This window comes from Microbacterium jejuense (genome assembly GCF_019511665.1).
GTDB classification, from domain to species: Bacteria; Actinomycetota; Actinomycetes; order Actinomycetales; family Microbacteriaceae; genus Microbacterium; species Microbacterium jejuense_A.
Genome location: NZ_JAEUAW010000004.1, coordinates 110,504 through 135,606, shown reverse-complemented (window position 1 = coordinate 135,606; position 25,103 = coordinate 110,504). Strand labels below are relative to the sequence as shown.

Annotated in this window: 17 protein-coding genes and 1 tRNA gene; 7 read left to right on the top strand and 11 right to left on the bottom strand. The window is 66.5% G+C overall.

The features are described from left to right. The first annotated feature begins 2 nt into the window (after window positions 1-2). From JNB62_RS19560 to JNB62_RS06530, 7 genes are all read left to right on the top strand, one after another. Window positions 3-1,139, top strand: coding sequence for a bifunctional glycosyltransferase family 2/GtrA family protein (locus tag JNB62_RS19560; protein WP_220300068.1), 1,137 nt, complete (start codon window positions 3-5; stop codon window positions 1,137-1,139). Further along, window positions 1,136-1,729 carry a DUF4956 domain-containing protein gene (locus JNB62_RS06555; protein WP_220300067.1) on the top strand — a complete coding sequence of 198 codons (594 nt, stop codon included), beginning with the start codon at window positions 1,136-1,138 and terminating at the stop codon, window positions 1,727-1,729. Before JNB62_RS19560 ends, JNB62_RS06555 begins: the two co-directional genes overlap by 4 nt. Continuing rightward, a complete protein-coding gene (locus JNB62_RS06550) occupies window positions 1,726-2,559 on the top strand; it encodes a polyphosphate polymerase domain-containing protein (protein ID WP_220300066.1) in 834 nt (277 codons plus the stop codon). The genes JNB62_RS06555 and JNB62_RS06550 overlap by 4 nt, the downstream gene beginning before the upstream one ends. Beyond that, the gene (locus JNB62_RS06545) at window positions 2,532-4,244 is read left to right on the top strand and encodes a carbohydrate-binding domain-containing protein (protein WP_220300065.1); all 1,713 of its coding nucleotides are present in this window, start codon (window positions 2,532-2,534) and stop codon (window positions 4,242-4,244) included. Before JNB62_RS06550 ends, JNB62_RS06545 begins: the two co-directional genes overlap by 28 nt. A 191-nt stretch (window positions 4,245-4,435) precedes the next feature. Then, window positions 4,436-4,717 (top strand): Fe-S cluster assembly protein HesB, encoded by a 282-nt coding sequence (locus JNB62_RS06540; protein ID WP_220300064.1) that lies wholly within the window; start codon window positions 4,436-4,438, stop codon window positions 4,715-4,717. Between the two features lie 98 nt (window positions 4,718-4,815). Beyond that, window positions 4,816-4,887 (top strand) — tRNA-Arg (locus JNB62_RS06535). A 279-nt stretch (window positions 4,888-5,166) separates the two neighbouring features. Next, on the top strand, window positions 5,167-5,871 hold the full coding sequence (locus tag JNB62_RS06530) for a DUF2510 domain-containing protein (protein WP_220300063.1): 705 nt from the start codon (window positions 5,167-5,169) through the stop codon (window positions 5,869-5,871). Here the strand turns inward: JNB62_RS06530 and JNB62_RS06525 are convergent. From JNB62_RS06525 to JNB62_RS06475, 11 genes are all read right to left on the bottom strand, one after another. After that, window positions 5,868-6,659, bottom strand: a complete 792-nt coding sequence (locus JNB62_RS06525) for a neutral zinc metallopeptidase (RefSeq protein ID WP_220300062.1) — start codon at window positions 6,657-6,659, stop codon at window positions 5,868-5,870. The genes JNB62_RS06530 and JNB62_RS06525 overlap by 4 nt on opposite strands. A 418-nt stretch (window positions 6,660-7,077) precedes the next feature. Next, window positions 7,078-10,176, bottom strand: coding sequence for a helicase-related protein (locus JNB62_RS19555; RefSeq protein WP_220300061.1), 3,099 nt, complete (start codon window positions 10,174-10,176; stop codon window positions 7,078-7,080). Then, a complete protein-coding gene (locus tag JNB62_RS06515; protein WP_220300060.1) occupies window positions 10,173-11,975 on the bottom strand; it encodes a phospholipase D family protein in 1,803 nt (600 codons plus the stop codon). The genes JNB62_RS19555 and JNB62_RS06515 overlap by 4 nt, the downstream gene beginning before the upstream one ends. Continuing rightward, the gene (locus tag JNB62_RS06510) at window positions 11,968-13,185 is read right to left on the bottom strand and encodes a DUF6361 family protein (RefSeq protein WP_220300059.1); all 1,218 of its coding nucleotides are present in this window, start codon (window positions 13,183-13,185) and stop codon (window positions 11,968-11,970) included. The genes JNB62_RS06515 and JNB62_RS06510 overlap by 8 nt, the downstream gene beginning before the upstream one ends. A gap of 3 nt (window positions 13,186-13,188) precedes the next feature. Beyond that, complete coding sequence (locus tag JNB62_RS06505; RefSeq protein ID WP_220300058.1) at window positions 13,189-14,925, bottom strand: nuclease-related domain-containing DEAD/DEAH box helicase; 1,737 nt, start codon at window positions 14,923-14,925, stop codon at window positions 13,189-13,191. A gap of 28 nt (window positions 14,926-14,953) precedes the next feature. Then, entirely contained in the window at window positions 14,954-18,145 is a 3,192-nt protein-coding gene (locus JNB62_RS06500) for a type I restriction endonuclease subunit R (protein ID WP_220300057.1), read from the bottom strand. Between the two features lie 9 nt (window positions 18,146-18,154). Next, window positions 18,155-19,318 carry a GTPase gene (locus JNB62_RS06495; RefSeq protein WP_220300056.1) on the bottom strand — a complete coding sequence of 388 codons (1,164 nt, stop codon included), beginning with the start codon at window positions 19,316-19,318 and terminating at the stop codon, window positions 18,155-18,157. 33 nt (window positions 19,319-19,351) lie between these two features. Beyond that, complete coding sequence (locus tag JNB62_RS06490) at window positions 19,352-19,981, bottom strand: hypothetical protein (protein ID WP_220300055.1); 630 nt, start codon at window positions 19,979-19,981, stop codon at window positions 19,352-19,354. A 136-nt stretch (window positions 19,982-20,117) separates the two neighbouring features. Beyond that, window positions 20,118-21,287 (bottom strand): restriction endonuclease subunit S, encoded by a 1,170-nt coding sequence (locus JNB62_RS06485; protein WP_220300054.1) that lies wholly within the window; start codon window positions 21,285-21,287, stop codon window positions 20,118-20,120. Window positions 21,288-21,318: 31 nt separating this feature from the next. Continuing rightward, window positions 21,319-22,938 (bottom strand): class I SAM-dependent DNA methyltransferase, encoded by a 1,620-nt coding sequence (locus JNB62_RS06480; RefSeq protein WP_220300053.1) that lies wholly within the window; start codon window positions 22,936-22,938, stop codon window positions 21,319-21,321. A gap of 9 nt (window positions 22,939-22,947) precedes the next feature. Beyond that, the gene (locus tag JNB62_RS06475; protein ID WP_220300052.1) at window positions 22,948-24,924 is read right to left on the bottom strand and encodes a hypothetical protein; all 1,977 of its coding nucleotides are present in this window, start codon (window positions 24,922-24,924) and stop codon (window positions 22,948-22,950) included. Between the last annotated feature and the right edge of the window lie 179 nt (window positions 24,925-25,103).

Here is a 25,103-nt window from a genome sequence, read left to right as displayed (position 1 = left end):
CCGTGATCGTGCTCATCCCCGCCTACGAGCCCGGGCCACGGCTGGCCGGGCTGGTCGCGCGCCTGCTCGCCGCCGATCCCGACGTCGAGGTGGTCGTGGTGGACGACGGGAGTGGTCCGGCCTTCGCGCCCGTGTTCGCGATGGCCGAGGGCCTCGGCGCGACGGTGCTGCGGCACGACGTCAACCGCGGCAAAGCGTCCGCTCTGCGCACGGGGTTCGACCATGTGCTCGACGTGCACGCCGGAGATGACGTCGTGACCGCCGACGCCGACGGGCAGCACACCGTGGCCGACATCTTGCGCGTGGCCGACGAGCTGCGCGCCGACGCTGCGAAGGGCGCGCCGACGCTCGTGCTCGGATGCCGCGACTTCTCGGGCCGCGTGCCGCTGCGCTCCCGTGCAGGCAACGCGGTGGCACGCGCCGTCTTCCGGCTCGCGGCGGGGTGGAGCCTGAGCGACACGCAGACCGGGCTGCGCGGCATCCCCTCACAGTTCCTCGAGTGGGTGAGGGACCGGCCGGGCGAGCGCTTCGCGTACGAGCAGAACGTGCTGCTGCACTGCCGGCGCGCGGGCATCGCGACGCGCGAAGTGCCGATCGAGACCGTCTACCTCGACGGGAACGCGTCGAGCCACTTCCGCCCGATCGTCGATTCGCTGCGCGTCATGCTGCCGCTGCTGCTGTTCGCGGGCTCGTCGCTGCTCGCGTTCGCGGTCGACACGGTCATGCTGCTCGTGCTCACGGCGGTGACGGGCGCCCTCGTGCCGGCGATCGTCGGCGCGCGTGTCGTGAGCGCCTCGGTCAACTTCGCGGTGAACCGTCGCATGGTCTTCCGCGCCCGGGGGCGGCGAGGGATGCCTCGTCAGCTGGCCCGATACGGGGTGCTGGCCGTCGCGCTCCTGGCGTCGAACATCGTGTGGCTCGACGCGCTCACGCGCTACGGAGTGCCGCTCGTGCTCGCCAAGGCGGTCACCGAGGCGGTGCTGTTCGTCACGAGCTACGGCGTGCAGCGCAGCTTCGTCTTCGGCACCCAGCAGGATCGTGCGGAACTCAGGCCCGGGCCCGAACCGCGTCATAGGGACCCCATAGCGGCCGCGGCTCGAATGGATGCGAACGAACACCCCATCGGGAGGAACCCATGACCACCAGCGCGCTGATCCTGATCGGCATCGATCTGGCCGCCGCCCTCGTCCTAAGCCTCGGCCTCTACTACCGCCGGCATCACCGTCGCGACCTCGTCGTCGCCTTCCTCGGGGTCAACGTCGGGGTCATGGCCGTCGCGGCGGTGCTGGGCACCGCCGAGGTCGCCATGGGCCTGGGGCTCGGCCTGTTCGGCGTGCTGTCGATCATCCGGCTGCGCTCGTCCGAGATCACGCAGCGCGAGGTGGCGTACTACTTCGCCGCGCTCGCGATCGGACTCGTCACGGGACTGCCGCAGGCCGACCCGTGGCCTGTGGCCGCCCTCGTCGCTCTCATCCTCGTCGTGCTGTGGGCCGCCGATCATCCCGCGTTCCTCGCTCGCGCGCGACACCAGGTGGTGCGGCTGGATCGTGCCGTGACGGACGACGACGAACTGCGCTCCGAGCTCGAGGCGCGCCTCGGCGGCGTGGTCAGCTCCACGACCGTGCACGAGCTCGACCTCGTGAACGACACGACTCTCGTGGATGTGCGGTACCGGATGCCGCGTCCCGGTGCCCGCGCGGTCACCGCCGTCGCGGGGGCCGGACGATGACGGCGCTGGGCCGGTTCGACCCGGTGATGCTCGAGGAGCTCGTGGCCGAGGCATCCCTCCTCACCCGCGTAGACCGCAAATACGTCGTCCCGCGCGCGGACCTGGATGCGATCGTCGCGGCGATCGACCCCCGCACGCGGGTGCTCGAGATCGACGGTGCGAGAGAGTTCGCCTACGAATCCGTGTACTTCGACACCCCCGACCTTCTGAGCTTCCGCATGGCCGCGCAGCCGCGCCGACGCCGGTTCAAGCTGCGCACGCGCAGCTACCTCGACACCGGCACGTCGTACCTCGAGATCAAGACCCGCGGAGCACGCGGCACGACCGTGAAGGATCGCGGCGAGTACGACCCGCGGCACCGCGACCGGCTGACGGACGACGCGCGCGACGACGTCGCCGACGCGTTGGCCACCATCGGCGTCGCGTCAGAGCGCGCCGACGAGCTCGACGCCACGCTCATGACGCGCTACCGGCGGGCGACGCTGCTGGCCCCCGGCGCCTCGGGCCGCGCCACTGTCGACACCGCGCTGGAGTGGATCGAGCCGGACGGGAGCGGCTTCGCCCTGCCCGAGGTGGCGATCGTCGAGACGAAGTCCGGCGCCCGCCCGTCGGAGGTCGATCGGGCGCTGTGGCGTGCCGGCCACCGCCCCGCCACCGTCAGCAAGTACGCGACGGGACTGGCGGCGCTGCATCCCGATCTGCCACGCAACCGCTGGTCGCGTCTGCTGCGCGGACCGTTCGACGACGCACGGCGCGCCGCGCCCCAGACCGCATCGACCGCCACGAACGAGGAGGACTCGTCATGCCCCGTCACCACCAGCGCCGCCTGATCCTGGCGGCCGCACCGCTCACGCTCGCCGCCGTCGTGCTCGCCGGCTGCGCGGCCCAGACCGCCGCCTCGTCGTCGGCCGCTACGAGCGATACCTCCACCGCCGAGACGGCGACAGTCGTCGACTCCGACCTGAGCGCTGAGGCGGTGCTCGCCGCGAACGCCGACGTCACCACGGTGAACGACGACGAATGGAGCGAAGCGGATGCCGCCGACATCACCCTCAGCGGCTCCTCCGCCTCCTCCGACTCCGACGCGGTAACCGTCGACGGCTCGACCGTCACGATCACGGCGGCAGGGGTGTTCCGCCTGTCAGGCTCGCTCGACGGGCAGATCGTCGTGGCGGCCCCCGACGGCGCGCAGGTCGTGCTGATTCTCGACGACGCCGACGTGACGGCATCCGGCTCCCCCGGCATCACCGTGACGAGCGCCGACGATGTGGCGCTGTATCTCGCCGACGGCAGCTCCAACTCGGTGTCGGACGTGTCGTCGTACGCCGACGACGCCGAGGCGAACGCCGCGATCTACGCCGACGCCGATCTGACGATATCGGGCACCGGGTCGCTCGAGGTGTCGGGCAACGGCAACGACGGGATCACTTCGACGGACGACCTGGTGGTCCTCTCGGGTGCGCTCACCGTCGACGCTGCCGACGACGGCCTGCGCGGCAAGGACTCGCTCACCGTCGAGGGCGGAACGATCGAGATCACCGCCGGCGGCGACGCGCTCAAGAGCGACCAGGATTCCGACGCCACGCAGGGCTTCGTGGCGATCACCGGCGGAACCATCGACCTCACGAGCGGCGACGATGGCATCGCGGTCGCGACCGACGCCGTCATCACGGGCGGCACGGTCACGATCGAGTCCGGTTCGGGCGCCGACGGCGACGCCGACGCGGGCGCCAAGGGCATCAGCGCCGGCGTCGTCGTCGCGATCGACGGCGGCGAGGTCGGCGTCGATGCCGCCGACGACGCGATCCACTCGAACGGCTCGGTCGGCATCGGCGGGGGCACCGTGACGGTGGCCACCGGCGACGACGGCATCCACGCCGATCAGCGGCTCGAGATCCGCGACGGGGACGTGACGGTGACGGACGCATACGAGGGGCTCGAGGCCACCGACATCGCCCTCGCAGGTGGCACGGTCGATGTCACCGCAAGCGACGACGGGCTGAACGCCGCCGGCGCCGGCGCGGGCGGCGAGCAGAACACCGGCGAGACCCTGACGATCTCAGGCGGATCCCTGCGCGTCGTGTCGGGCGGCGACAGCCTCGACTCCAACGGCACGATCGCGATCACGGGCGGCACCGCGGTGCTGAGCGGCCCGAGCGACGCGGGCGGTCAGGGTGCGCTCGACGCCAACGGCGCCATCACGATCGACGGCGGCGAGGTGCTCGTGGCGGGCACCGCGCTGGTCGACCCGACCGGTGCGCAGCAGTGGCTCGCCGCGACGGCGTCGGGGTCGGCGGGCGATACGGTGACCGTGATGGATGCCGCCGGCACCACGATCGCCACGTTCGAGGCCGGCCGCGACTTCAGCGCCGTGTTCTACAGCGGCCCGGGGGTGACTGACGGCGGTTCGTACACCGTCGCCGTGAACGGAACGACCGCCGCGACGATCACCGAGGGTTCGAACGTCGCCGGTGGGATGGGCGGCGGCCCCGGTGGCGGGGGCCCGCGCCCGTGAGGCACCCCTTCGGTCGTTGCGCGAGCGAAGCGAGACGAAACGCGGTGAGTCGACTACAACCGGCCCACAAGCATCGACCGAAAACGTGGGAGGTTCCTCCGAATCAGCGCCCTGCGGCGCGTAGGGGTTGCGGGTGGGCCGCGTTCTCGGAATCGTGGCCCGTCCACAGCCGCAACGGAAAGGAAAGCAGCATGCTCACGCTGACCCAGACCGCCGCCGAGGCCGTCAAAGAGATCGTCTCGCGGGTACCCGACGTGAATGAAGGCGGTGTCCGCATCCGCGACACCGGCGGCACCGGCGGATTCGAACTGAGCGTCGCCCCCGACCCTCAGCCCGCCGACACCATCGTCGTCACGGACGGCGCCCGCGTCTTCCTCGACGCGACCGCAGCGATCGCGCTTGAAGACCGCGTTCTCGACGCGGAACTCTCGGACGACGGCGCCGTGCGCTTCGCCCTCGCAGCACAGGGCTGACGCCCCGCTTCGGGCCCCGGCATCCACTTCTCCCCTTCGGGACGGATGCCGGGGCCTTCGTCGTGCGGGTGCCCGGCGCAGGTAGACTCGACCGGCCAGCCTCTGTAGCTCAATGGAAGAGCAGTTGCGTCCTAAGCAAACGGTTGGGGGTTCGAGTCCCTCCAGGGGCACAGTCTCTTTTTGCCTCTGACCAGGCATTTCTTCTGTGGTCAGACCACTCAGACTGCGCTTTTGCCCGCTTTTGGCCGCATTCTGAAACTTCGGTGAGCCGAAAATGGTGCCTTCGACGGCCCGCGCGCGGCGTCTGAGAGCGTAAGAATCGAGCGTTTCCGGATGCCGCGACGAATGGGCAGGCGAGCCGGGAGCGGCGCGGCCGCGGCATCCTTGAACAGTTGACGCCCGTCTAGGATGTTTCAAGCTCAGCTGGGTGTCTCGAGCGGGGATTGGACATGGGGTTACCTCCGGGTTGGTATGACGATGGCGTCGGATTTCGAAGGTGGTGGGACGGCACTGCCTGGACAGAATGGGTCGACAAAACGCCTTGGGATGACGGACGCTCATCGAGCGAATTCGCGCATACGGACGCAGCGCCGGGACCCGCTGCGCCTGATCGCGCTAGCCGCACCTCGGCACGACCCCAAGAGGCCAAGAAGCGCCTCTCTATCCTCGCGAAGGTATTGCTTTTCGGCCTGCCCGGGATCGTCGTCGCCGGGGCGGCGACCACGGTCGTCGTGGGCTTGTTGACAGCGGAGCATTGGACCGTGGTGGATGTGCCAGAGCACAAGGAGACTTTTCGCACGGAAGAGTACCTGACTGGCGACTACATTGTTGAAAACCTGGGCGGCAACCCTTGCTACGTGGGTCAGGACTGGTATGAGTGCCGGAACAACATGGTGGACGAGTACAACCGAGAGTGCGCTGAGCGATCGCTAACGGAAAGCTCCCGCCTTCTTTGTGACGACTACGGTGCGGAACTCGACCGCATGGAGGAAGTCGGAGACTACGGCTGGGTCGTTGAAACGCTCGGCAGCTACGGATACCTGCGCTCCACACAGGAATCGAGCACCCGCCAAGTGTCGAACAACGACTATCGACCGGCGATCACCCACGAAGCCACGTGCTATCTCGGCTTCCTCGGCGAGTGTCCTGACTAACCGCTAACGGTGAAGCACCCCGATACGCCGGACACGCGTCCTTCATTGAAGGCGTCGATTCGGTCGAGCGGATCCCCATGATCAGTCGTGTCGGTCCAGGGGGTCTCGTCGGCGAGTTCGGTGAGGGCATGCGTGATCTCTGCGGTGTCGCCTGACTCCCAAGTGAATTCACCATCTGCTTCGGCGCCGTAGAGTGCCGCCGCGGCGAAGCAGTCCGCTTGTAACTCCTCTGCCGTCCAGACATCGTTGTTGTGCGCTTGGATCGCGTGACCCCACTCGTGCGCGACGATGAGATAGACAACCGCGTCCCCTGCGCCATGGGCTGCTTTCATGAGGTCGCCATCCCACCCCAGGGTGTTATCGACTGGGCAGTAGTACGCGTTGTAAGGAACGAGTGCTTGGCCGCCGCACGAAGGCGGATCGGAAGCACTATACGCGCCTACGACCTGTGGTGGCTGATACGTGGCGCCCGGGTAAAACTCAGCGAAGTGGTCGCGCCAGAAAGCCCCCACAACTTCCACGGCATCGTTGATCTCCGCGTCGACCTCCTCATCGCCAACGGGAGCACCAACCTGCGCGCTCTCATATGCAGCGTCGCCCGAGTTAGTGTCCGCCGTGGGCATCTGCACCTGCGAGCTCAACATCGCCGACAGGATAATTGACGTCGACACTATGCCGACGAATAACCCGGTGGATGCGAGCGCGAGCCCCGTGATTGAAAGCCCTTTGGGCTGGCGCAGTACCACCGCGACAGTGCCAAGGGCGACCGCGATGAGTCCGAGGATCACACCCAGAAGTGGGACCACCCCTACAGCAACGGCGGCAACACCGAGAATCAAAGCCGTGATCCCCAGGGCTCTTGATCTGGATTGTCTACGCGTGCCTTGTGTCGTCGATGTGATGTGTCCCGGGATGTGATGTGCTGCATCCGGCGTCAGCGGCAGGCTCCGGCCGCCATCGAATGGTGAAGGAGTCGGTGGAGGGATAGGCGCGATCGCCAGCTCGAGCCAGCGGCGACCGTCCCAGTAGCCACGCGAGCCGTCGGACTTCAGATGCCACCCTGGAGGTGTCGGTGGATTATTGCTCATGGCCTCGTTCCCCAATCAAGACAGCTAGGGAATGCTCTCATGAAGAGCCCCCATGCGGTGTCACGAGTACCGCTCTACGCCGTACGACGACGCGCCCTCTGACCTCGGCCCGGATGACTCACGAAGGCTGCCGACGCGGAGGGCGCAGGTCGATCGTCGGCACCGAATCACCATCGACGCCTCGCTTTGCGAGCATGTCGACCATGTCCTCCTGGCGGGGTTGGCCGAGCGTCAACCGGTAGAGCGTCAGCGCGCTGCGCAGTCGCTCGTACTTCGCGATGTCGCGACTGAGTGGGTACTGCGCGATCACGCGGTGAATGCGTGCCGATCCCGGATAGAGCCACCAGGGCGAGAACTCACCGAGCTCATTCCCAACATTCGCCGCCGCATCGAAAGCGGCCCGCCAAGCGCGCACGTCGTCGGAGGCCAGCACATCGGGCCAGTGAGACTCAGCCACGTTCTTACGGACGGCGTGACCCGCAAAGCGGTTGACGCGGCCTTCGCGCTGCTCGAAATCCACCGGATTCGAGGGGAGGTTCCAGTGCACGACCGAATGGCTCCACCAGTGAAAGTCGATGCCCTCCTGTCCGACGCTCGTCGAAGCAAGCACGAAGGGTGCGAACGGGCTGTTGAACGCAGCCCGCACCTCGGTCTGGCGCACCCCCGAGGTGTCATCCGACTCGGTGGCGTACTTGCCGCCGTACCGAAGGGCGAAGCGCGCCATCATGGGAATCTCGTCACGTGCCGTCGTGTTGTCGCGAGCGACGTAGCGGGCGGGGCGGAGCTCCATCGACTCGACCGTGCGGCGAGCGAGAGCTGCGAGCCCGGCGTCGTCGAGGTCGCCGCCACCGGTCTCGCTGAGCAGCTGGTAGATGTACTCGTCCATGACGGCTTGCAGGTTGCCGTCGGCGCAGTAGTCGAGCACGCTTCGCCAGAACGGTTGCTCATCGCCGTACAGCGTGACGAGCAGGGCGATCGATTCGGTGCGGTTGAAGAGGGTACGGATGCCTCGCACGAGTTCGAAAGCGGCGGTCCAGAGTCCCTCGGGCGTGACGTCGGGCCCGGCAACGGTGCGCAGTGCTCGCCAGGCGATGTTCCCGGGTGAGTGGGCGGCCACGCGTGCGAGGTCGGGGTGTGAGAGGACACCGTTCGACGACGGTTCCAGCGCTAGCCGGACGTGCTCCAGGAGGCCGCCGATGCGCCCCTCCTCGGCGCGAAACTCGACGAGCTGTTCCGCTGTCGCGCCGCCGAGTTCTGCCGGCAGCATCACGGGATATGCGAACACGGCGTCCGCAACCTGGTCCGTCGCCGAACCCCTGGTCAGCTTCGCGTCGACGGTCGCGAGCAGAGCATCTGCCGACACGGTCGCGCCGGCGGTTCGTGCGGCTTGCAAGGGATCACCAAGCTCAGCCAAGCCCGGGTGGGGCCAAAAGAGCGCGAGTGTCGACATTGCGGCTGGACGGCCTTCCGCGAGGCGGTACTGCAGGCGTGCACCGACCGCCTTTCGGGCATCTGGGGTGTTCGCGCGGAGGAGTTTTCGGTCGCCGGCCGCGAGACGGTCGGCCTCGTAGCTGAGCAATGATGCGATCGCGGTGGGAACTCCGGTCCAAGCCGAGAACACCACGTGCTTCGTGACCGATCCGTCTGACAACGGCGCATAGATCGGCCCTGGTTGGAGAAACGGCATCGTTGGTGGCACCCACAGCAGCTTCCACCATCCGCGCTCCAGCGTCTCGTCGGCCAAGGCCCGCAAGTGTCCATTGCCGAGGTCGACAGGTTCGAATTCGGCCACCGCGTCTGCTTCGAGCGACCGCGTCCTCGCGAGGAGAGAGCGGACGTTCTCCGCGTCGGGTCCGTCCAGTGCGGCTTTGACGCGATCTGCCGCCTTGTATCCGTCCATAAAGCTGGCGAAGTAGGGAATCGACTTCCAGTACTCGAGGTCAATCGGCGAATCGACGGCGCGCCCGAGCGCACGCAATGACGCCCACTCGCGAAGGTCGGCTGCCGTGGGAGAGCCGGTCGCCAGGTGCCGCACGGCGACGAGGTCTTCGCGCTCGCCGATGGGCGGTCGCTCTGACCTGGTCATGAGCGGTGTCAGCGCATCGCTGACGCGGCGAGCCGAAGCAGCCGCGTCACCGCCGACCACGAGTGACTGACGGTATGCCGCGAGCGCTGCGGCGACCTGTCGCTCGGCACCGGGCGCCCCGCCTGCGAGGAAGCGCACTGTCGCGAGGAAGTCCTGATAGTGGTCGTCCTCGGCATCGTCGCTGTTGGTGAACGGCTTGTACGGCGTTGCTGAGAGCAGCAGAACCTTCGCATCGGGATGCTCGAACAGCGCGTGGGCCAGTTCGGCGGCGTCGCCTGACTCCGGGTTGAGCAGGTGCCGGAACCGCTGGAACTCGTCGAGGATGATGAGGTCCGGCTCCAGAGTGTCGACACCGGCCTTGGCCAAAGACTGGCGAAATTCGGCGATCAGATCATGGTTGCGCTGCTTCAACTCGCTCGGCATCGAATGCTTGCGACGGACCTCGTCACGGAGGGCGATGAAGCGGTCGAGTGAGCCGTCCGTCTCGATCATTCGGGTGAACGTCGCCACGATGCGCGGGTCGGGTTCTCCGGCGAGGTCGCGCAGGAGTGGCTGGACGTGCCGCTGATCGAATCTCTCGGGTGTGGCGACATTGCCGTGCATCAAGAGCCGTGTCACCCGGCGGTCGGAGTTCGTGCGGTTCGCGATCTTGTCGAGAATCACAGTCAACATCGCTCGCTCCGGCGCCGACCCCTGCCGCCACCCGCCTTCGCTGAACGACGTGCCCGGCGTGAAGGAGACGAGGTTGACCTTCTTGCCGGCGTCCGCCGTCTTCTCCGACAGACGCCGACTTTCCTTGGCGAGCAGCGTGAGCCGGGTTGCCATGCCGATGTGCTTGTCGCCGGTGACGTTCAGGCGGCGCAAGTTCTGCGTAGCGAGGTCGACGTTGCTGCAGACGTAGACGATGTCGATTCGGTCGACGTGGTCAACGTCCTGCAGGTGCTCGATCGCCTTCGCGATCACACCGCGCGCGACGATGCTCTTGCCGAGTCCCGTTTCGTCAGCCACGAGAAAGCGACCGGATGCGTCACCAGAGGTGGCACCGTAGAACCGCTCGATGACGTGGTCGACGGCATCTCGCTGGAAGCCCTTCAGCCCTGCCATGACAGCGTCGACGTCGACAGCGCTCACACGTGACCTCCGGACAGTTCGAGGTGCGCCGACCAGACCTGACTCCACAGCTCGTCGAAGCCTTCAGGCAATACGGCGTCTTCGTCGTGCTCGCGCAGATAGTCGATGATGCGCCGAGCATCGGCGAGTCCGTGATGGCCCTCACCGACGGCGCGGACGAGCGCCTCGAACAGACCGGTGCCGACGCCGGAGGCATCCGCGGTTCCGAAGAAGCCTGCGGCGCCGGAGCTGGACGTCGTCAGCGTCCAAGCGCCGGACAACTCCAACAGCAGCGTCAGGACGCGCACGAACGCCGAACGGTCGGTGAGCTGGCGCGCGATGATCGCATCGTGCCTGCTCTCGACGTCGTCGAGCAGCCGTGCGAGAACGATGGTGCGACGCTCGTTGCCCGCGGCATCGCGAGCGACCAGCACGACGAATGGGGTGATGTCGGCGAGCGGAATCCCCTTAAGCAGGACTCCCTCTGATTCGGACGCGCTCACGACCCTGCTTCCCAGGTCGGGACGAGTGAGCAGGTGCCACCGTACCGAGACGTCGTCGGCGCGACTGGCCAGTGCCGACGTGACGGAATCCTCCGCCCACACCCGCAGCGCGTACGGATCCGCGGGGAGCACGCGGGCCGTGAAGCGCGCGCCCGCGAGCACGCGCACAAAGGCTTCGAGCTTGCGCTCCCCCTCCTCTTTGGCATCTGGCTCACTACCGCCCGTGGTGGCGTACTCCTCCTTCAGCTCACCGAGCGCGTCCAGTGTTGCCTCCACCCCTACCTTCGGGATGGGCCCGACGAACTCCACCATCACCTCGACGTTGCTCTGCCAGCCCGCATCCGTTGCGTTCGCAGACCCGAGGAGGACGTGAGCGCCATCCAGACGATCCACTACGACCGCCTTCGCATGCAGGCCCGCAAGCCGGTCGCCCGGAGGGACGAACCCGCCGTGGTCGTCAGTGTCGTCGGGCGAGTAGGTCGCCGCTTCGTCTAAGACGTATGTCGAGAGCTTGGCATCGAGAGAGCGAGGCAGAAGCCGGTCGAGGCTCTCGGCGCGTGAGAGAACGTGCGTCTCCGTGCGGACGCCGGACCGCAACATCCGCAGTCCGTCATCTGACAGAAAGGGCGACACGATCAGCGCGCGCTTGCCGTGTAGGTCAGGCGCGCTGGCGCCGGGCACCCCGAAGACGTGGAACGCGATGCTGCGCATCGGGTCAGGGTGCTCCCAGACCACGTTGCGCCACCTCTCGCCCAGCTCGTCGATGCGCGCTCGCCGCGCGGGATCGAGTTCGTGCACGCCGAGCGACGGCAATCGGCGCAGCAGCTCGACGAGTGGTCGGTTCGCCGCGGCGGCTTCTCGCTTCTCGCCAGGCCCTGCTGGCTGACCGTCGAGACGGACGATGACGTCCCAACTGCGGTCGGCCGTGAGATTGCGGCTTGCGCACAGGAATCGGTAGGCGGTGCGCTCACCGGCTCGATACTCCAGAAACCACACCTTCGGATGGAACAGGCCTCGACGGAGCGCGACCGGGTGCACCATCGGCTCCAGGAACGCGACAAGGTCAGAGCGGGCGCCCATCGAGATCTCGCCGGCCTGCGCGAACACATCGACGCGATCGGCAGCGCGGCGAATCGCGTCGAGGACGCCAAGTGTGTCTTCCTGCGCCGACAGCCGATGCGAGGCGAACGACAGCGGTACCGCCAGCGCGGTGGCGAGGTCGAGCGTGAATGTGGTGCCGACGGCATGGGAGAGCTCGAACCCTGTGGGCGGTTTGAGCTGCTCGGTGAGTGCCGCGCGAGACTGTGGCTCAAGCATCCGTCATCTCCGGTGTGCGTTCGAGACCGTCGTGGATATCGAGGAGGATGCCGCGGACCTGTGGCCATCGGTACACCAGTGCGCCCGCGCCGGAGCTGCCGCCCCAGCTGGCGAGGCGGGCGCGGTTGCCGAGACGTGCCTGGGCGCCCTTATGCTGCCGCTCGCGTCGGGTCATGAAGGCGCGGGCCGCCGCGCTGTCGGCGAGCGCGTCGGTTCCGTGCTCGGCGAGAAGATCGCGCCAGCCGCGGACGAAGCGGCGGGAATTCAGGTTGACGGGTGACCCTCGCGTCAGCTCGACTCGGGCGAGCAGCGCGTCGAGGTTCCAGGTCGTGAGGTTGACCATTGAGGGGAGGTCGTCGGACCATCGGGTGAGGCGATCACGGAACGCCTCGCTCGGATCGCTGAGCCGGTCGTAGCCGGCATCCTGATACTCCTCGGCGAGCAGCAGGTTGTAGAGCAGCTGCGCGCCGTGCATCAGTGCCGAGAACGCGCGCGCATCTGCGAGCAGTTCGTGGGCCTCGCCGTCGACGGCGAGGGCGGCGGCGTCAGCCCAGGGCGCCGGGCTCTCGGCGGTGGGTCGTTCCACGGCGAGGTGCGCGAACAGCGATCCGGCTGCCTCGTCGAGGATGCGGTCACGCAGCCATGCGGCTTCGTCGGGCTGCAGCGCGAACCCGTCGGCGATCGACTTCGGAAAGCCCTCGGGAGCCGAGGGCAGCGTCGTCGACCACGCGTGAAACCGGGTGCCGGACGTGTCGCCGAAACCGTCGCCGGAGGTGCTCATGCCGTCGAGTCGGAGAGCATCGTCGCGTGACAGGGAGGCGTCGGCGAGGATGCCGTAGTGGCGCAGCATCGTCCAGTAGATCGCTGAGGGGAGGTTCTTCAACGCCTCGCCGGCCTGCATCCCCAGCAGTCCCGCGTAGTCGCCCGAGTCCTTCACCGCGTGGATGATGTCGCGTTCGAACCGGTCGGCGTCGGCCGCGGGATTCGGGCGCCGGGATGCCTTCTGATACGCCCACGGCACGAACAGCAGATACCGCGCGCGGGTGAGCAGCGTCGACGTGCCGGGGAAGAGCGAGTCGGCGATCGCGTCTCGGATCTGGCCGAGGCCGAGCTCGTCGCGGCTCTCGCGTTCGGCGAACAGGCGGATGATGTCGCGCATGCGGCGCTGTTCTTCGCTCGACGCATCGAGCCATGCGATGAGGGATGGCACGGTCTACTCCGACTGTTCCGGCTGGAGCATCACGCAGCGGTATTTCGCGCGCGTGAGAGCGACGTACAGCAGGTCGTTCCAGTCAAGGCCCTGCGACGCGATGAACTCGGTCGCGTCGGCGCCGAGGTCGGTGACCACGACGGCATCGGCATCCAGTCCCTTGAACTTGAAGACGGATCGCCATCGGATCCTCCCCGGCAGCCCCTCGCTCTGCAGCTGCTTGCGCAACCAGCGTTCGTCTTGCGTCTTCTCGGCGTGCGAACGTAGCCGGCCCGCGAGCGACCGCTTCTCAGCGAAGGGGCTCAGCACGACGATGTCTTCGGGCGCGTGATGCTGCAGCAGCTCCCGCAGGGCCGATGCGAGCGCACCGGTCTCGTTGCCATCGACGATGTCGATCGTGGTCAGCCCGCCTGGGACGCTCTTCGCGACGCGGTGGCGGGTGTAACCCAGCTGCTGCCTGAGGGTCCACTCGACGGCCGAGGTCAGACCGGGCACCGAACGGCAGTTGCGCCGCACGCGCACATGCACGAGGTCCGGGATCAGACTCTTCGCAATCGCGAAGGGGTTCACCTGCTCATCGACCCGGCGCATGATCTGCTGGCGTGAGTCGCCAGCGAAGACGAGCTTCGTACTGGCCGGACGGCCCGTGCCCGCGAGGGCGAAGATGAGCTCGAGCACCAGAAGATTGCCGGCGACGTCTTGGAACTCGTCGATGCAGATCGCCTCGTACCCGCCGAGGTGCGGCTTCTCTCGAAGCACCGCGAGGGCCTGCTCGGGCAGGTCACGGGTGTACCACTCGTGCGGCGCATCGGGAGGATTCGCCGGCATTCCGACCAGCCGCAGCATGAGCGAGTTCACGTCAGTGACGTCGACGTTCGGCAGCCCGCCGACGAACCGCTGAAGTTCGTCCGCCATGAGGACGTTCCAGCATGCGACGAGGGTCTTGCGTCCCTCGCGGTTGAGTCGGCGCGCCGACTGGGTGATCAGGTACGACTTGCCGGTCCCGGCAGGCCCTTCGAAGTAGACGTGATCGTTCGTATCGATCAGCTCAAGCACGACCTCCTGCGATCCGAGCAGCTTCATCTCGGTCACCCGGCGTTCGTGTGCGCGCTCTTCGGGTGTCTGCTTGGCGACGAAGTCAGAGACGAGGGCATCTGCAATCAGGTCGACGCGCTCAGCAGTCAGCGCAGCGGGATCGTTCGCGACCTCGTCGACGGACGAGTACCAGCGGTTGTATTCGGCGAGCGTCTTCTCGACGATCCGGGTGGGCTTGGCGAGGTCGTCGCTCCACCCCAGCTCCCACTCGAAGAACTGCAGATCGCCCGGTGTCTTGTTCTCGAACTGGTGACGTCCGATCGAGGTGAACCAGACGAGGCGGGCGATCGGCTCGCTTCCGGTGAGCAGGTCGCGTTCGCGAAGATGATGACGGATGCTTCGCCGGGCACCGTCGAGCTGCTTGAGCGGATCCTTGCGCGGCGAGGGCACGCGGTCGAGGTACCAGTCACCGCCCTTGTACTCGACAAACGCGGGTGACTTGACCTCGATGACCAGGATGCCCAGGCCGGGCGCGAGCACGATGAAGTCCGCCTCGCCTTGGAAGGCCGACGCGTGACGCCCGATGCCGAGCGAGTGGATGGCCACCCAGTCGTCGCGCCCCTGGATGCCCTCGAGCGCGGTGAACACCTTGCGCTCGGATGCGTTGGCGCCCTCGCGCGGGTAGGCCGGGATCATGCGGACCATGGTGTCGCCGTTTCTCTCGGCGTGGTCTTCATGAGCTGCCCGCTCGACGGTCGTCCGCGTAGCGCGAAGCCATCGACTCCATCTGATCCATCACGAGCTTGATCGCTTCGGGCTGCTTGTCGGGCGGGTACTTGTACTTCACCAGCAGCCGCTTGATCGACGAACGCAGCTTCGCGCGCACGTCGTCGCGCACGGTCCAATCCGTGCGCACGTCGCGCCGCATCACGGCGACGAGTTCGCGCGCGATTTGCGCCAGCACGTCCTCGCCCTGCACGTCCACCGCTGACTCGTTCGAGGCGACAGCGTCATAGAACGCCAGTTCGTCGCTTGATAGCGGTGGCGAGAAGTGCGATCCACGGGATGCCTCCGCCGCGACCTCTTTCGCCAGCTCCACCAGCTCCGCAATGACTTCAGCAGAGGTCAGCTGCTGGTTCGTGTAGCGGTTCATGATTTCGGCGATTCGCTCCGAGAACGCCCGCTGCCGCACGAGGTTTCCTCGGGTCGCCCCGGTTCCGGCATCCGTCAACGATTTGCGCAGAGCCTCGATCGCGAGGTGCGCGTTCGGCGAGCCCTGCGCCTTCGCGAGAAACTCGGGCCCGAGGTCATCGAGCGCGAGGCGCGGCAGGCCGGCCGCTTCGTAGATGTCGAGCACGTCTCCGGGCGCGATCGAGTCCGCGACCAGGGTGCCGAGCAGGCGCGAGATCTCGTCGGGGATGGGCTCGTCACGGGACTGCCGCTCAGCGGCGTCGAACTTCGCCATCCAGACGCGGACCTCTTCGTAGAACCCGATCTCGTCGTGCAGCTCAGCAAGGCCGGCACGACCCGACGCGAGTGCCCAGGCACGAGCGAGCCGTCCGGTGGCTGTCCGGAAACGCGATGCCAGGCGCTCGGGCCCCAGCTCTTGCGCATTGAGCGGGTTCGCGGCGTTCCTCAGGTAGTTCGTGGCCGTCGTCGCGGCGGTGCGCCACGCCCGCGACCCACCTTGCGCGACGATCGAACGCCAGTCGCAGTCCGCGAGCATCTCGCGGATCTGCGCGACCAATTCGGTTGCGATCCCCACTGCTTCGTCGACGTCGCGACCGATCGGCTTGTTCTCCTGGTCCGAGACGGTGTACTCCGACAGCGCCTTGGCAAGATTGTCGGCGAGGGGCGCATAGGCAACGAGCAGTCCGTCCTGCTTGCCCTTGAATGTGCGGTTCACACGCGCGAGCGTCTGCATCAGCAGCGCGCCCTTCAGCGGACGATCGAGATAGAGGGTGTGCAGCGGCGGAGCGTCGAACCCGGTCAGCATCATGTCTTTGACGATCACCAGCTCCAGCTCGTCGTCGGCGCTCTTCAGCCGCGCCTTGATCGCCTTGTTCTCGGAATCCCGTCGCACGTGATCACTCACCGGCGGCTGGTCGGATGCTGAACCCGAGTAGACGACTTTGATGCGGCCCGAGTCCAGCGCATCGGAGTGCCAGTCCGGGCGCAGCGCGATGATTGCCGAATAGAGTCGTGCGCAGATCTCGCGCGTTCCGCCCACGATGAGCGCCTTACCGGGCGATTCGAGGAACGGCTTCATGCGCTCGCGCCGCTCTTCCCAGTGCGCGACGAGGTCGGCGGCCAGGGTCTCAATGCGCTCGGGCGCCCCGTACACGGCGTTGACGACGGCGACGGATGCCTCGAGACGCGCGCGCTCCGTGTCGTCGAGGCCGAGCGTGTACTCGTCGGCGGCGGCGTCGATGTCTTCTTCGCTGGTGCCGTCGGCGAACGACACCTTGATGAGCCGTGGTTCGAAGTACACCGGGACGGTGGCTCCGTCGTCCACGGCGCGGGTGAGGTCGTAGATGTCGATGTAGTTGCCGAACACCGCGCGGGTGTCACGCTCGGCGAACGAGATCGGGGTGCCGGTGAACGCGATGAGGGTCGCGTTCGGCAGCGCGTCGCGCAGGTGCCGGGCGTACCCGTCGAGGTCGTCGTAGTGGCTGCGGTGTGCCTCATCGACGACGACGATCACATTGCGACGGTCGGTGAGCAGGGGATGCTGTGTGCCCGACTGCTTCTCGGCCTCGGTGAGCCCGAACTTCTGCAGAGTCGTGAAGTAGATGCCACCGGTCACCCGGTTGCGCAGCTCGTCGCGCAGCTGCGCGCGCTCGCGCACCTGCACCGGCTTCTCTGCCAGCAACAGGCTCTGATCGAATGTCTGGAACAGCTGCCCGTCGAGCTCGGTGCGGTCGGTGACGACGATCACCGTGGGGTTCTTGAGCTTCGGATGCCGCGACACGAGGTTCGCGTACAGCTCCATCTCCATCGACTTGCCCGACCCTTGCGTGTGCCACACCACGCCGGCCTTGCCGTTGGTCTCGACCGCCTGCACCGTCGAACCGACCGCCTTCGTCACGGCGAAGTACTGATGTGGTTTGGCGATGCGCTTGGTCAGCCCGTCGGAGTTCTCGTCGAACGCGGTGAAGCTGCGCACGAGTTGCAGGAACCGCTCCTGGTTGAACAGCCCGTTGAGCGCATCGTCGATCGGCTCGACCGACACCCCGTTCTCGACCCGCGGCTGCTTCAACGGCAACCCATCATCGTCGACGTTCCAGGGTGCGAAGTGGTTGAGCGGGGTGAACGGCGTGCCGTACTTGGCCTCGAGCCCGTCGCTGGCGAGCGTGAACACACAGAACCGAAACGCCATCGGAAACTCGCGCAGATACGTCTGCAACTGCGCATGCGCGGGCGCAACACCGGTGGATGCCGAACCCGCACGCTTCAGCTCGACGATGACCAGCGGCATCCCGTTGACGAACAGCACGATGTCGAACCGGCGATGCAGATCACCCTGACGCAGCGTGACTTGATTGACGGCGAGCCAGTCATTCTCAGAGGGGTCCGACCCGAGAAGCCGCAGTCGCAGGTTCTGCTCGACCCCGTCGGAGTCGATGTAGCTCAGCGGATACCCGCCCACTAGATACTGATGGATGCGGTGGTTCTCGGTGATCGCATCCTGCGACTTCGGCCCCGCGATCTCAGCCACCGCCTGCTGCAGGTACTCGCCCGGGATGCTGGGGTTCAGGCGCCGCAGGGCATCGAGCAGCCGCGCGCGGATGAGCAGATCGTCCCAGGACTCGCGCTCATCACTTCCCGGCGCGATGTCTTCGCCCCGCGCGGGTCGCCAGTCGAGCGGCTCGGCGAGCGTCTCGAGAGCGTCCTGCTCCCAGTCCGCCTCGGTGAGAGATGTCATGCGGGTCCCTTATGACTTCGCCATGCGCTGTTCCATCATCTTGCGCATGACATCGAGGAAGGTGGGGGCGTAGTCGCCCCAGGATTGCTGGACTTTGGCGAGATCGAGCTTGCCGGTGTGGACCTGCTCGCACAGTCGCATCCATGCCTCACCGGTTGCGGCAGTGATCGCGGCGGCCACTCCGGCATTGATGACGCTGCCGACGCCGGGAATGACCTTGATGACGCTGCGGGCGAGAGCTTGACCGGCGAATTGCACGCCGAGTTGCGCCAACGCGCCGGCGGACATCATCGTCTTAAGTTCGAGATCGTAGATCGTGGCGATGCTGCCCATCATTCCGAGTTGGATCGGCGCCAGGGCAATCGCATCTGCGACGGGGATGGGAACGGCGGCAGCTGTGGCAGCCGCAGCGGAGGCTCCCAAGATGACCGGCCGCGCCATTTCCCGCTTCCACGGGAGGTTGAGGCGCTGTGCGATGCGAAAGGCATCCTTCTCGTCTTCTGGTGCGAGCGTCAGGGTCTCCGCCACGAGCTCACCGAGACCGTGTCCCTTGCCCTTCCCGTGCTTGTCGCTGGTGGAGGTGAGGATCACTCGCTCGTAGGGGATCGAGATCGGCTGATCGGTCGAAGGGTCGACCGGATCCTCCAGCCACGACACGAACTGTTCGACGCTCTTGGCGACGCCCCGCTGCCCGGTGAGCGGGTTCTTGATCCAATCGACCTTGGTCAGCACGAGGATGACGGGCAGTCCCGCGGCATCGAGCTCGCGGATCATGGCGATGTCGGCGGGAGTGAGGCGGTCATCGTTCGACTTGACGCAGTACCAGACGACCGAGATCTGCTCCTTCGCGGGATGCTCCGAGATCGCCTTGAGATGCCCACGGAGCTGCTCACCGGGTGGAACGGGCGAGCCGATCTCGAAGCCTTCGACATCCCAGATGCCCAGGGAGTCGTCGTGGTAGTACTGGACCCCCCGGGTCACCGGCAGCCCTTTGCCGACCTTTGCCCAGTCACGCCCGAACACCGCGTTCACCAGCGACGACTTGCCGACACCGGAGCCACCGATCACGGCGAGGTTGAACCTGCCGTAGCGGGACTTCGCCTTCGCGGTCGCATCGAGGAATGGCTGCTCGTCGATCTCCGGGTTGGCGGGGGTTTCGGGTTCAATGCTCATAGGTTCGTCCTCCCAGAGGGATCGTAGAAGAAGTCATTCTTCGAACACGAACGTCAGTTCAGCATCGGGATCGATGCTCGTGGCGAGCTTGGTGAAGTAGAACTCCGTCTGATCACGCAGAAGCTCCTGATTAGCTGCGAGATGCTTCTGCTTGACCTCATCGTTGATGATCGCGGTGACCTGCTCGCTTTCACTGTCCTGCTCCGTGAATGCGCTCAGCACACCGTCGTTGCTAAAAACGTCGCCGACCTTGAACTCGTCCTGGCCGATCCAGATGAACTCGGGGACGGTAACGATGAACTTGTGATCATCGGTTGCCTCGATCGTGACCGTGTCGACGCCGAGCTGCGCCTTCATGCTGTAGACCATGTATCGCGCCTTCGCGAGCAGCGGGAAGTCCTTCAGAATGGCCGGAGGGATTCCCTCGGCCTCAGAGATGCCCTCCACGCCGAGCGAAAGCAGGACAGTCTGCTCTTCCTTCTCGATTGAGGTGACTACCTGCTCGTTTCGGATCGGCGTCTGGGGGCCGAGCGCTGACGCAAGCCAAGTCGGGGTGAGAAGCCCGGCCCCAACACCCGCGACCAGTGCCCCGAGGACAAGCACGACGATCCCGAAGGTCGCGAAGTGGGACCACAGCGGAACGGGCTTTCTCAGAAACCTCACCGAGTCACCTCATACTGGCCGCGCACGGGTGCGGTGGCCGAAAGCGGCGTGGCCGGAGTGGTCATGCGTTGTATCTCCCCAGATGCATGCAACGGTGCAGTCTTGTGAATCTATCCGGTCCCGGTGCCGCTCGCGCTCACACGCCGGCTTCGGATGCTGCCGCCTCGGCATCGCGAACGCGCAGCCTGCCCGACATGAGCTGTGGGAGAAGCGCGTCGCGGGTTGCGGCAAGCGTGACGTTCTCGGAGCGGGCTGCATCGCTTCTTGCGGAGAGCGCGCGAAGCGTCGCGCCGAGGCGATCAGCGCGGTCGCGGCTGGGGATCCGGATGCGAGCCCGTCCCAGTTCGACTCGGCTTAGCTCGGTTTGACCGGTGCTGCCCTCGCCAAGCGCTTCGATGTCGGCTTCGATTGCGAGGATCGCCTGCCCAATCACAGCAGGATCGCTGACGTCGGGATTGGGCCTGACGATCGTTACGTGGGAGTCGACTGTTGCCCGCTCCTGCAGAGTCCAGCGCGCGACGCGGCCAAGGGTGCCTTGGCCCGTCGAGTTGACCAAGACATCGCCGACGGCAATGAGCTTCTCCTGCTTCACCTTTGAGTCGTCTGTCCACCTCGATGGCTCAAGCGAGACCACCTGATCCCGCACACACTTCTGGTTCAGCACCCGCGTGCCTTCGCCATCAGGCAGATACCGCGGCGTGATCCCCCTCGCGAGCAGGATCGAGACTTCGTCAATCGACAGTTCAAGGGCCCCAGCGCGGATTGTCGCGCGCAACTCAGTACTGGCAACCGCGGCTGCGGTCGCGGCGAGGGCGGTGTTGGCGGCGATCTTGTCGTCGAGCGCGCCCAGCACCTCGGCGATCGCCTGCTGCTCGGAAAGGCGAGGAAGTGGGATGTGGAGGCCCGAAAGTTGTGACTTGGTCAGCGCGTTTCTCGTACCGCCGCCCGTCGCGATTGTCAGGAGGTGCGTCTTCATTTTTGGAGCGACGAGCAGCTTCTGCAAGAAGAGCGAGTTCAACGACAAACCTGGTCGAATAATCGCGACGTGCTGATTAACCCGCGCGGGAAGAATCGAAGGGTCCACTACCGCACATCGCGCCACGGAGTCACCGGTGATGTTGATAAGCACGTCGCCAGGCTCGACTGTCACTCCGCGGAGTGCTTCGGCAGCATCGTCGGAAATGTGTGCAATGTCATCGACCCGCATGGCGTTGTCCAGCACGTTCTGCGAACGAATAAGCGACACTCCATGGGACTGGTAGACCGCCTCGCCGCCTCGGGGTGTGGCGCCGGAACCGATCTTCATCGTCTGAGACCCAAGTGCGACCAGCGGCCACTCAGACATGGACTCTCCCGAGCTGTGCACGAACAACCTCCGCCAAGCGCGCCGACTCTGTGAACTGCGACTCGAGCTCACCCCGCAACCTCGCGAGCTTCTCCTCGATCGGCTCACCGTCGTCCTCGGCCTCGGCGGCTCCGACGTAGCGTCCCGGGGTCAGTGCGTAGTCGGCGGCCTTGATCTCAGCAAGCGTGGCCGAGAAGCAGAAGCCCGGAACGTCCGTGTACTCGTCGGGCGCAGCATCCGATTCGACTCCGCGCCATGCGTGGAAGGTGCCCGCGATCTTCGCGATGTCGTCATCCGACAGTGCGCGTTCGGCGCGATCGACCATATGCCCCAGCCCTCGAGCGTCGATGAATAACACCTCGCCGGCCCGCGCGCCCTTGTCCTTCGCGAAGAACCAGACGCACACCGGAATGCCTGTGGAGCGGAACAACTGGGTGGGCAGTGCAACCATGCACGAGACGAGGTCAGCTTCGACGATCTCAGCGCGGATCTGGCCCTCGCCGCCGGAGTTCGACGACATGGAGCCGTTGGCCATGACGATGCCGGCCTGGCCGCCGGGGGCGAGCTTGGAGAGGATGTGCTGGATCCACGCGTAGTTCGCGTTCCGCGCTGGCGGAACACCAAACCGCCAGCGGGGATCATCTTCGTTGCGAGCCCACTCGTCCTGATTGAACGGCGGGTTTGCCATCGCGAAGTCCGCCCCATTGGACCCCGTCAGCTCGGGGTGCAGGTCGCGCGCGAACGTGTCACCCCACCTCGGCCCAAGATTCCCTGCCAGGCCGTGGATCGCCAAGTTCATCTTGGCGAGGCGCCAGGTGCGCTCATTGTTCTCCTGACCGTAGACCGAAATGTCTGATCCTTCGCCGTGGTGCGCGTCGATGAACTTCTCCGATTGCACAAACATCCCGCCCGAACCGCACGCGGGGTCGTACACGCGCCCGCGGGTGGGCTGAAGTACTTCAACCAGGACGCGCACAACTCCAGCCGGCGTGTAGAACTCGCCGGCACGCCTACCTTCAGCGGCAGCAAATTTGGCGAGAAAGTACTCGTAGACCTCGCCGAGCAGATCGCGGGCGCGGCGGCCGTCCGACCCGCCCTGCCCCTGGGCGGCGAAGCGGGCCGAGTTGAACAGGTCGACGAGTTCGCCGAGGCGGCGCTGGTCGACGTTGTCGCGGTTGAAGATGCGCGGCAGTGTGCCGGACAGTTGCGGGTTGGCGTGCATGACGGCATCCATCGCTTCGTCGATCAACAGCCCGATCGACTTGTCGACGCCGTCGACCTGTGCGCCCTTCGCGTTCTCGGCGAGGAATCCCCATCGTGCGTTCGCGGGCACCCAGAACACGCCGCGGCCGGTGTACTCGTCGGTGTCGTCGATGAGGTCGGCGATCTGGTCCTCGTCGTACCCGTCGGCACTGAGCTCGGCGTGGATGCCCGCGCGGCGCTCGTCGAAGGCGTCCGACACGTATTTGAGGAAGACGAGCCCGAGGATGACGTCTTTGTACTGCGAGGCATCCATCGATCCGCGCAGTTTATCGGCGGCCTTCCAGAGCGTGTCTTTCAGCTCCTTCATGGTCGACGGCGCCTGCGGTGCGGCTTTCTGTGTGCGGGGCATGCGTGTTCCTTACTGCGGGGATGCCGCATCCGCGGCGTGGCTCGTATCGATCATGGTCACCGCTCCCGACGTCGCTCCCGCAACGATGAGATTGGCGTAGTCGTTGAGGCGCGCGGCGCGGGCCTCGAGGTCTTGGCGGGCAGACGCGATGTCGGCCAGGGCTTGGCGGAGCGGCGCGACGGTGTGCGGGGCGACGCGGCGCAGCATCCATCGCGTCCATACCCCGGGGCCGGATGCGGCGCCGGTGATGTCGGCGGCGATGATCTCGGGCACGAGCCCGCCGGGGTCGCCCGCGGTGATGCGCAGCACACGGGCCGGGTAGGCGACGACCTTCGAGCCGTCTGTGTCGACCCAAGCGGCCGCGGTCGGGCTGGTGCGGAAGATTACGTCGCCGGGGCGGGTGAGCTGCGCGTTCGGGTACTGGGTCGCGAAGGCGAGCTGGTCAACGCGAGCGTGGCCGATCGACGCAGGGTTGTCGAGATCGGAGGAGGTCACCACAGCGAGTCCTTCCGAGCCCAACAGGTCAGGATTGAGGCGGGTGCCTTGGATCCTCCTCAAGTGTCGGGCATCGATCAGCTCGAGAATTGACGTGGCTCGCGGCGCGTCGTGCGAATCGGGCGAGATCTCGATCGGGGTGAGGTCGGCGCGAACGGCGTCGGCGGCGATGTCGAGGAGTACGGGAAGTTCTGTCGCGTCCGTGGTCGTAGACGCAGGCTTCCGAGTCGCCGATGCCACAAGCGAACCACTTCGTGCCTGCAACGACGTCGTCCGCGCGAACGCCGCGAACCGGAATCTGTGGGCGCGCATGTCGCGTCCGCTACGCATGCCCGCGATCAAATCCGATACGAGGTCGGCGCGCGCAGCAGGAGTGAGCGGAATCGCGGTGAGGTCGGCAACGGCGGTGACTCGCTGCGCTGGCGTCACCTCACCTACCGGCTCTCCGAGCACCCACAGCGCGAGTGACTCGCGGGACGCGCTGTCGACCAGACCGGCCGCCAGACGTGCGATGCCCCTAACCCGGCCAGAACGCAGGATGTCTGCGCGTGCCCGCTCGTCGGCGGGTACCAACGAATCGACAAGCGCCCGCGCGGGGCCGATCACCACCGCTGCATCCGAATCCCGTAAAGACAGGGAGACCTCATCGACGGCTCGCAGCATCCCGGCCACGTCGTCACTTCGCTCAGACGGCACGCGCGCCACAACGACGGAGCGAGTCGCCGGTTCCTCTGCATCAGTGAGCCAACGACCATCGACTAGCAGTCGGCGTCGAACACGCCGGCTGTCTGACTCGGCAGGCAGCACGATACTTACATCGTCACCGAGTTTGCTCGCAAGCGTCGAGGAGAGAGTGGCGTCGCCCGCATCCAAGGTCACGGTGGTGCCGTCGCCGACGAGCGCGAGCGTGGCCTCGACGACCAGGGCGATGGCATCGGCTACGAGCGGTCCAGCCGACCCTGTCGCTCGATGCGACACAGCATGCCGACGGGTGACAAGCGCTAACGCCGCCGACGGCGAGTACGCCGCGTCGATCAGGTGCATCGCGTAGGTCAGCCACGGTGCACCGCGCCGCACGTGCGCGAGGATCTCGGCCTGGAGCGTGTCATCGAGGGGGTCGACCTCGGCGGCGGCGTCCTCAATCTGTGAATGCGTGAGCTCGCTCAGGTCGTCGGTCTGCACGTAGAGGGTGATGAGCGCTTCCAACTCAGCGACCGCGTTCGAGTCGGCGAACGAGAAGTCCGCCGGTGCGGCCGCTGCCGCGGCATCCTCACGTGCTTCTGGATTGTTCCCGTGCCCTGTGCGTACGAGCCAATCGGCGACCAACTGAGCCTCGAACTGCAGCCGACCGGTCGTCTCGCTGACCGCCCGCGGAAAGGGGTCAGAGGTCGACGCAAATCGCGAACGCCACATCGATGCCACGGGTCGCTGCACGCCGGCCAGCCGAGCGACGCCGGCTAGGTCGATGAGAAGCGATGGCGCTGTGGACATGCGGCCAATGTACTCGGAACCCCGCATTTGTGAGACTGATGGATGATAAGTGGCCTTATCAGACGGATTTGCTTTCGCGGCTCCTGTCTAGTCCACGATCTGTTCCGGCGGCATCAGGTCGCTGCTGCAGGCGGGGCGCTACTGGGGGCCGCCCCGCCTGCGGGATTCGCTCTCGCCCT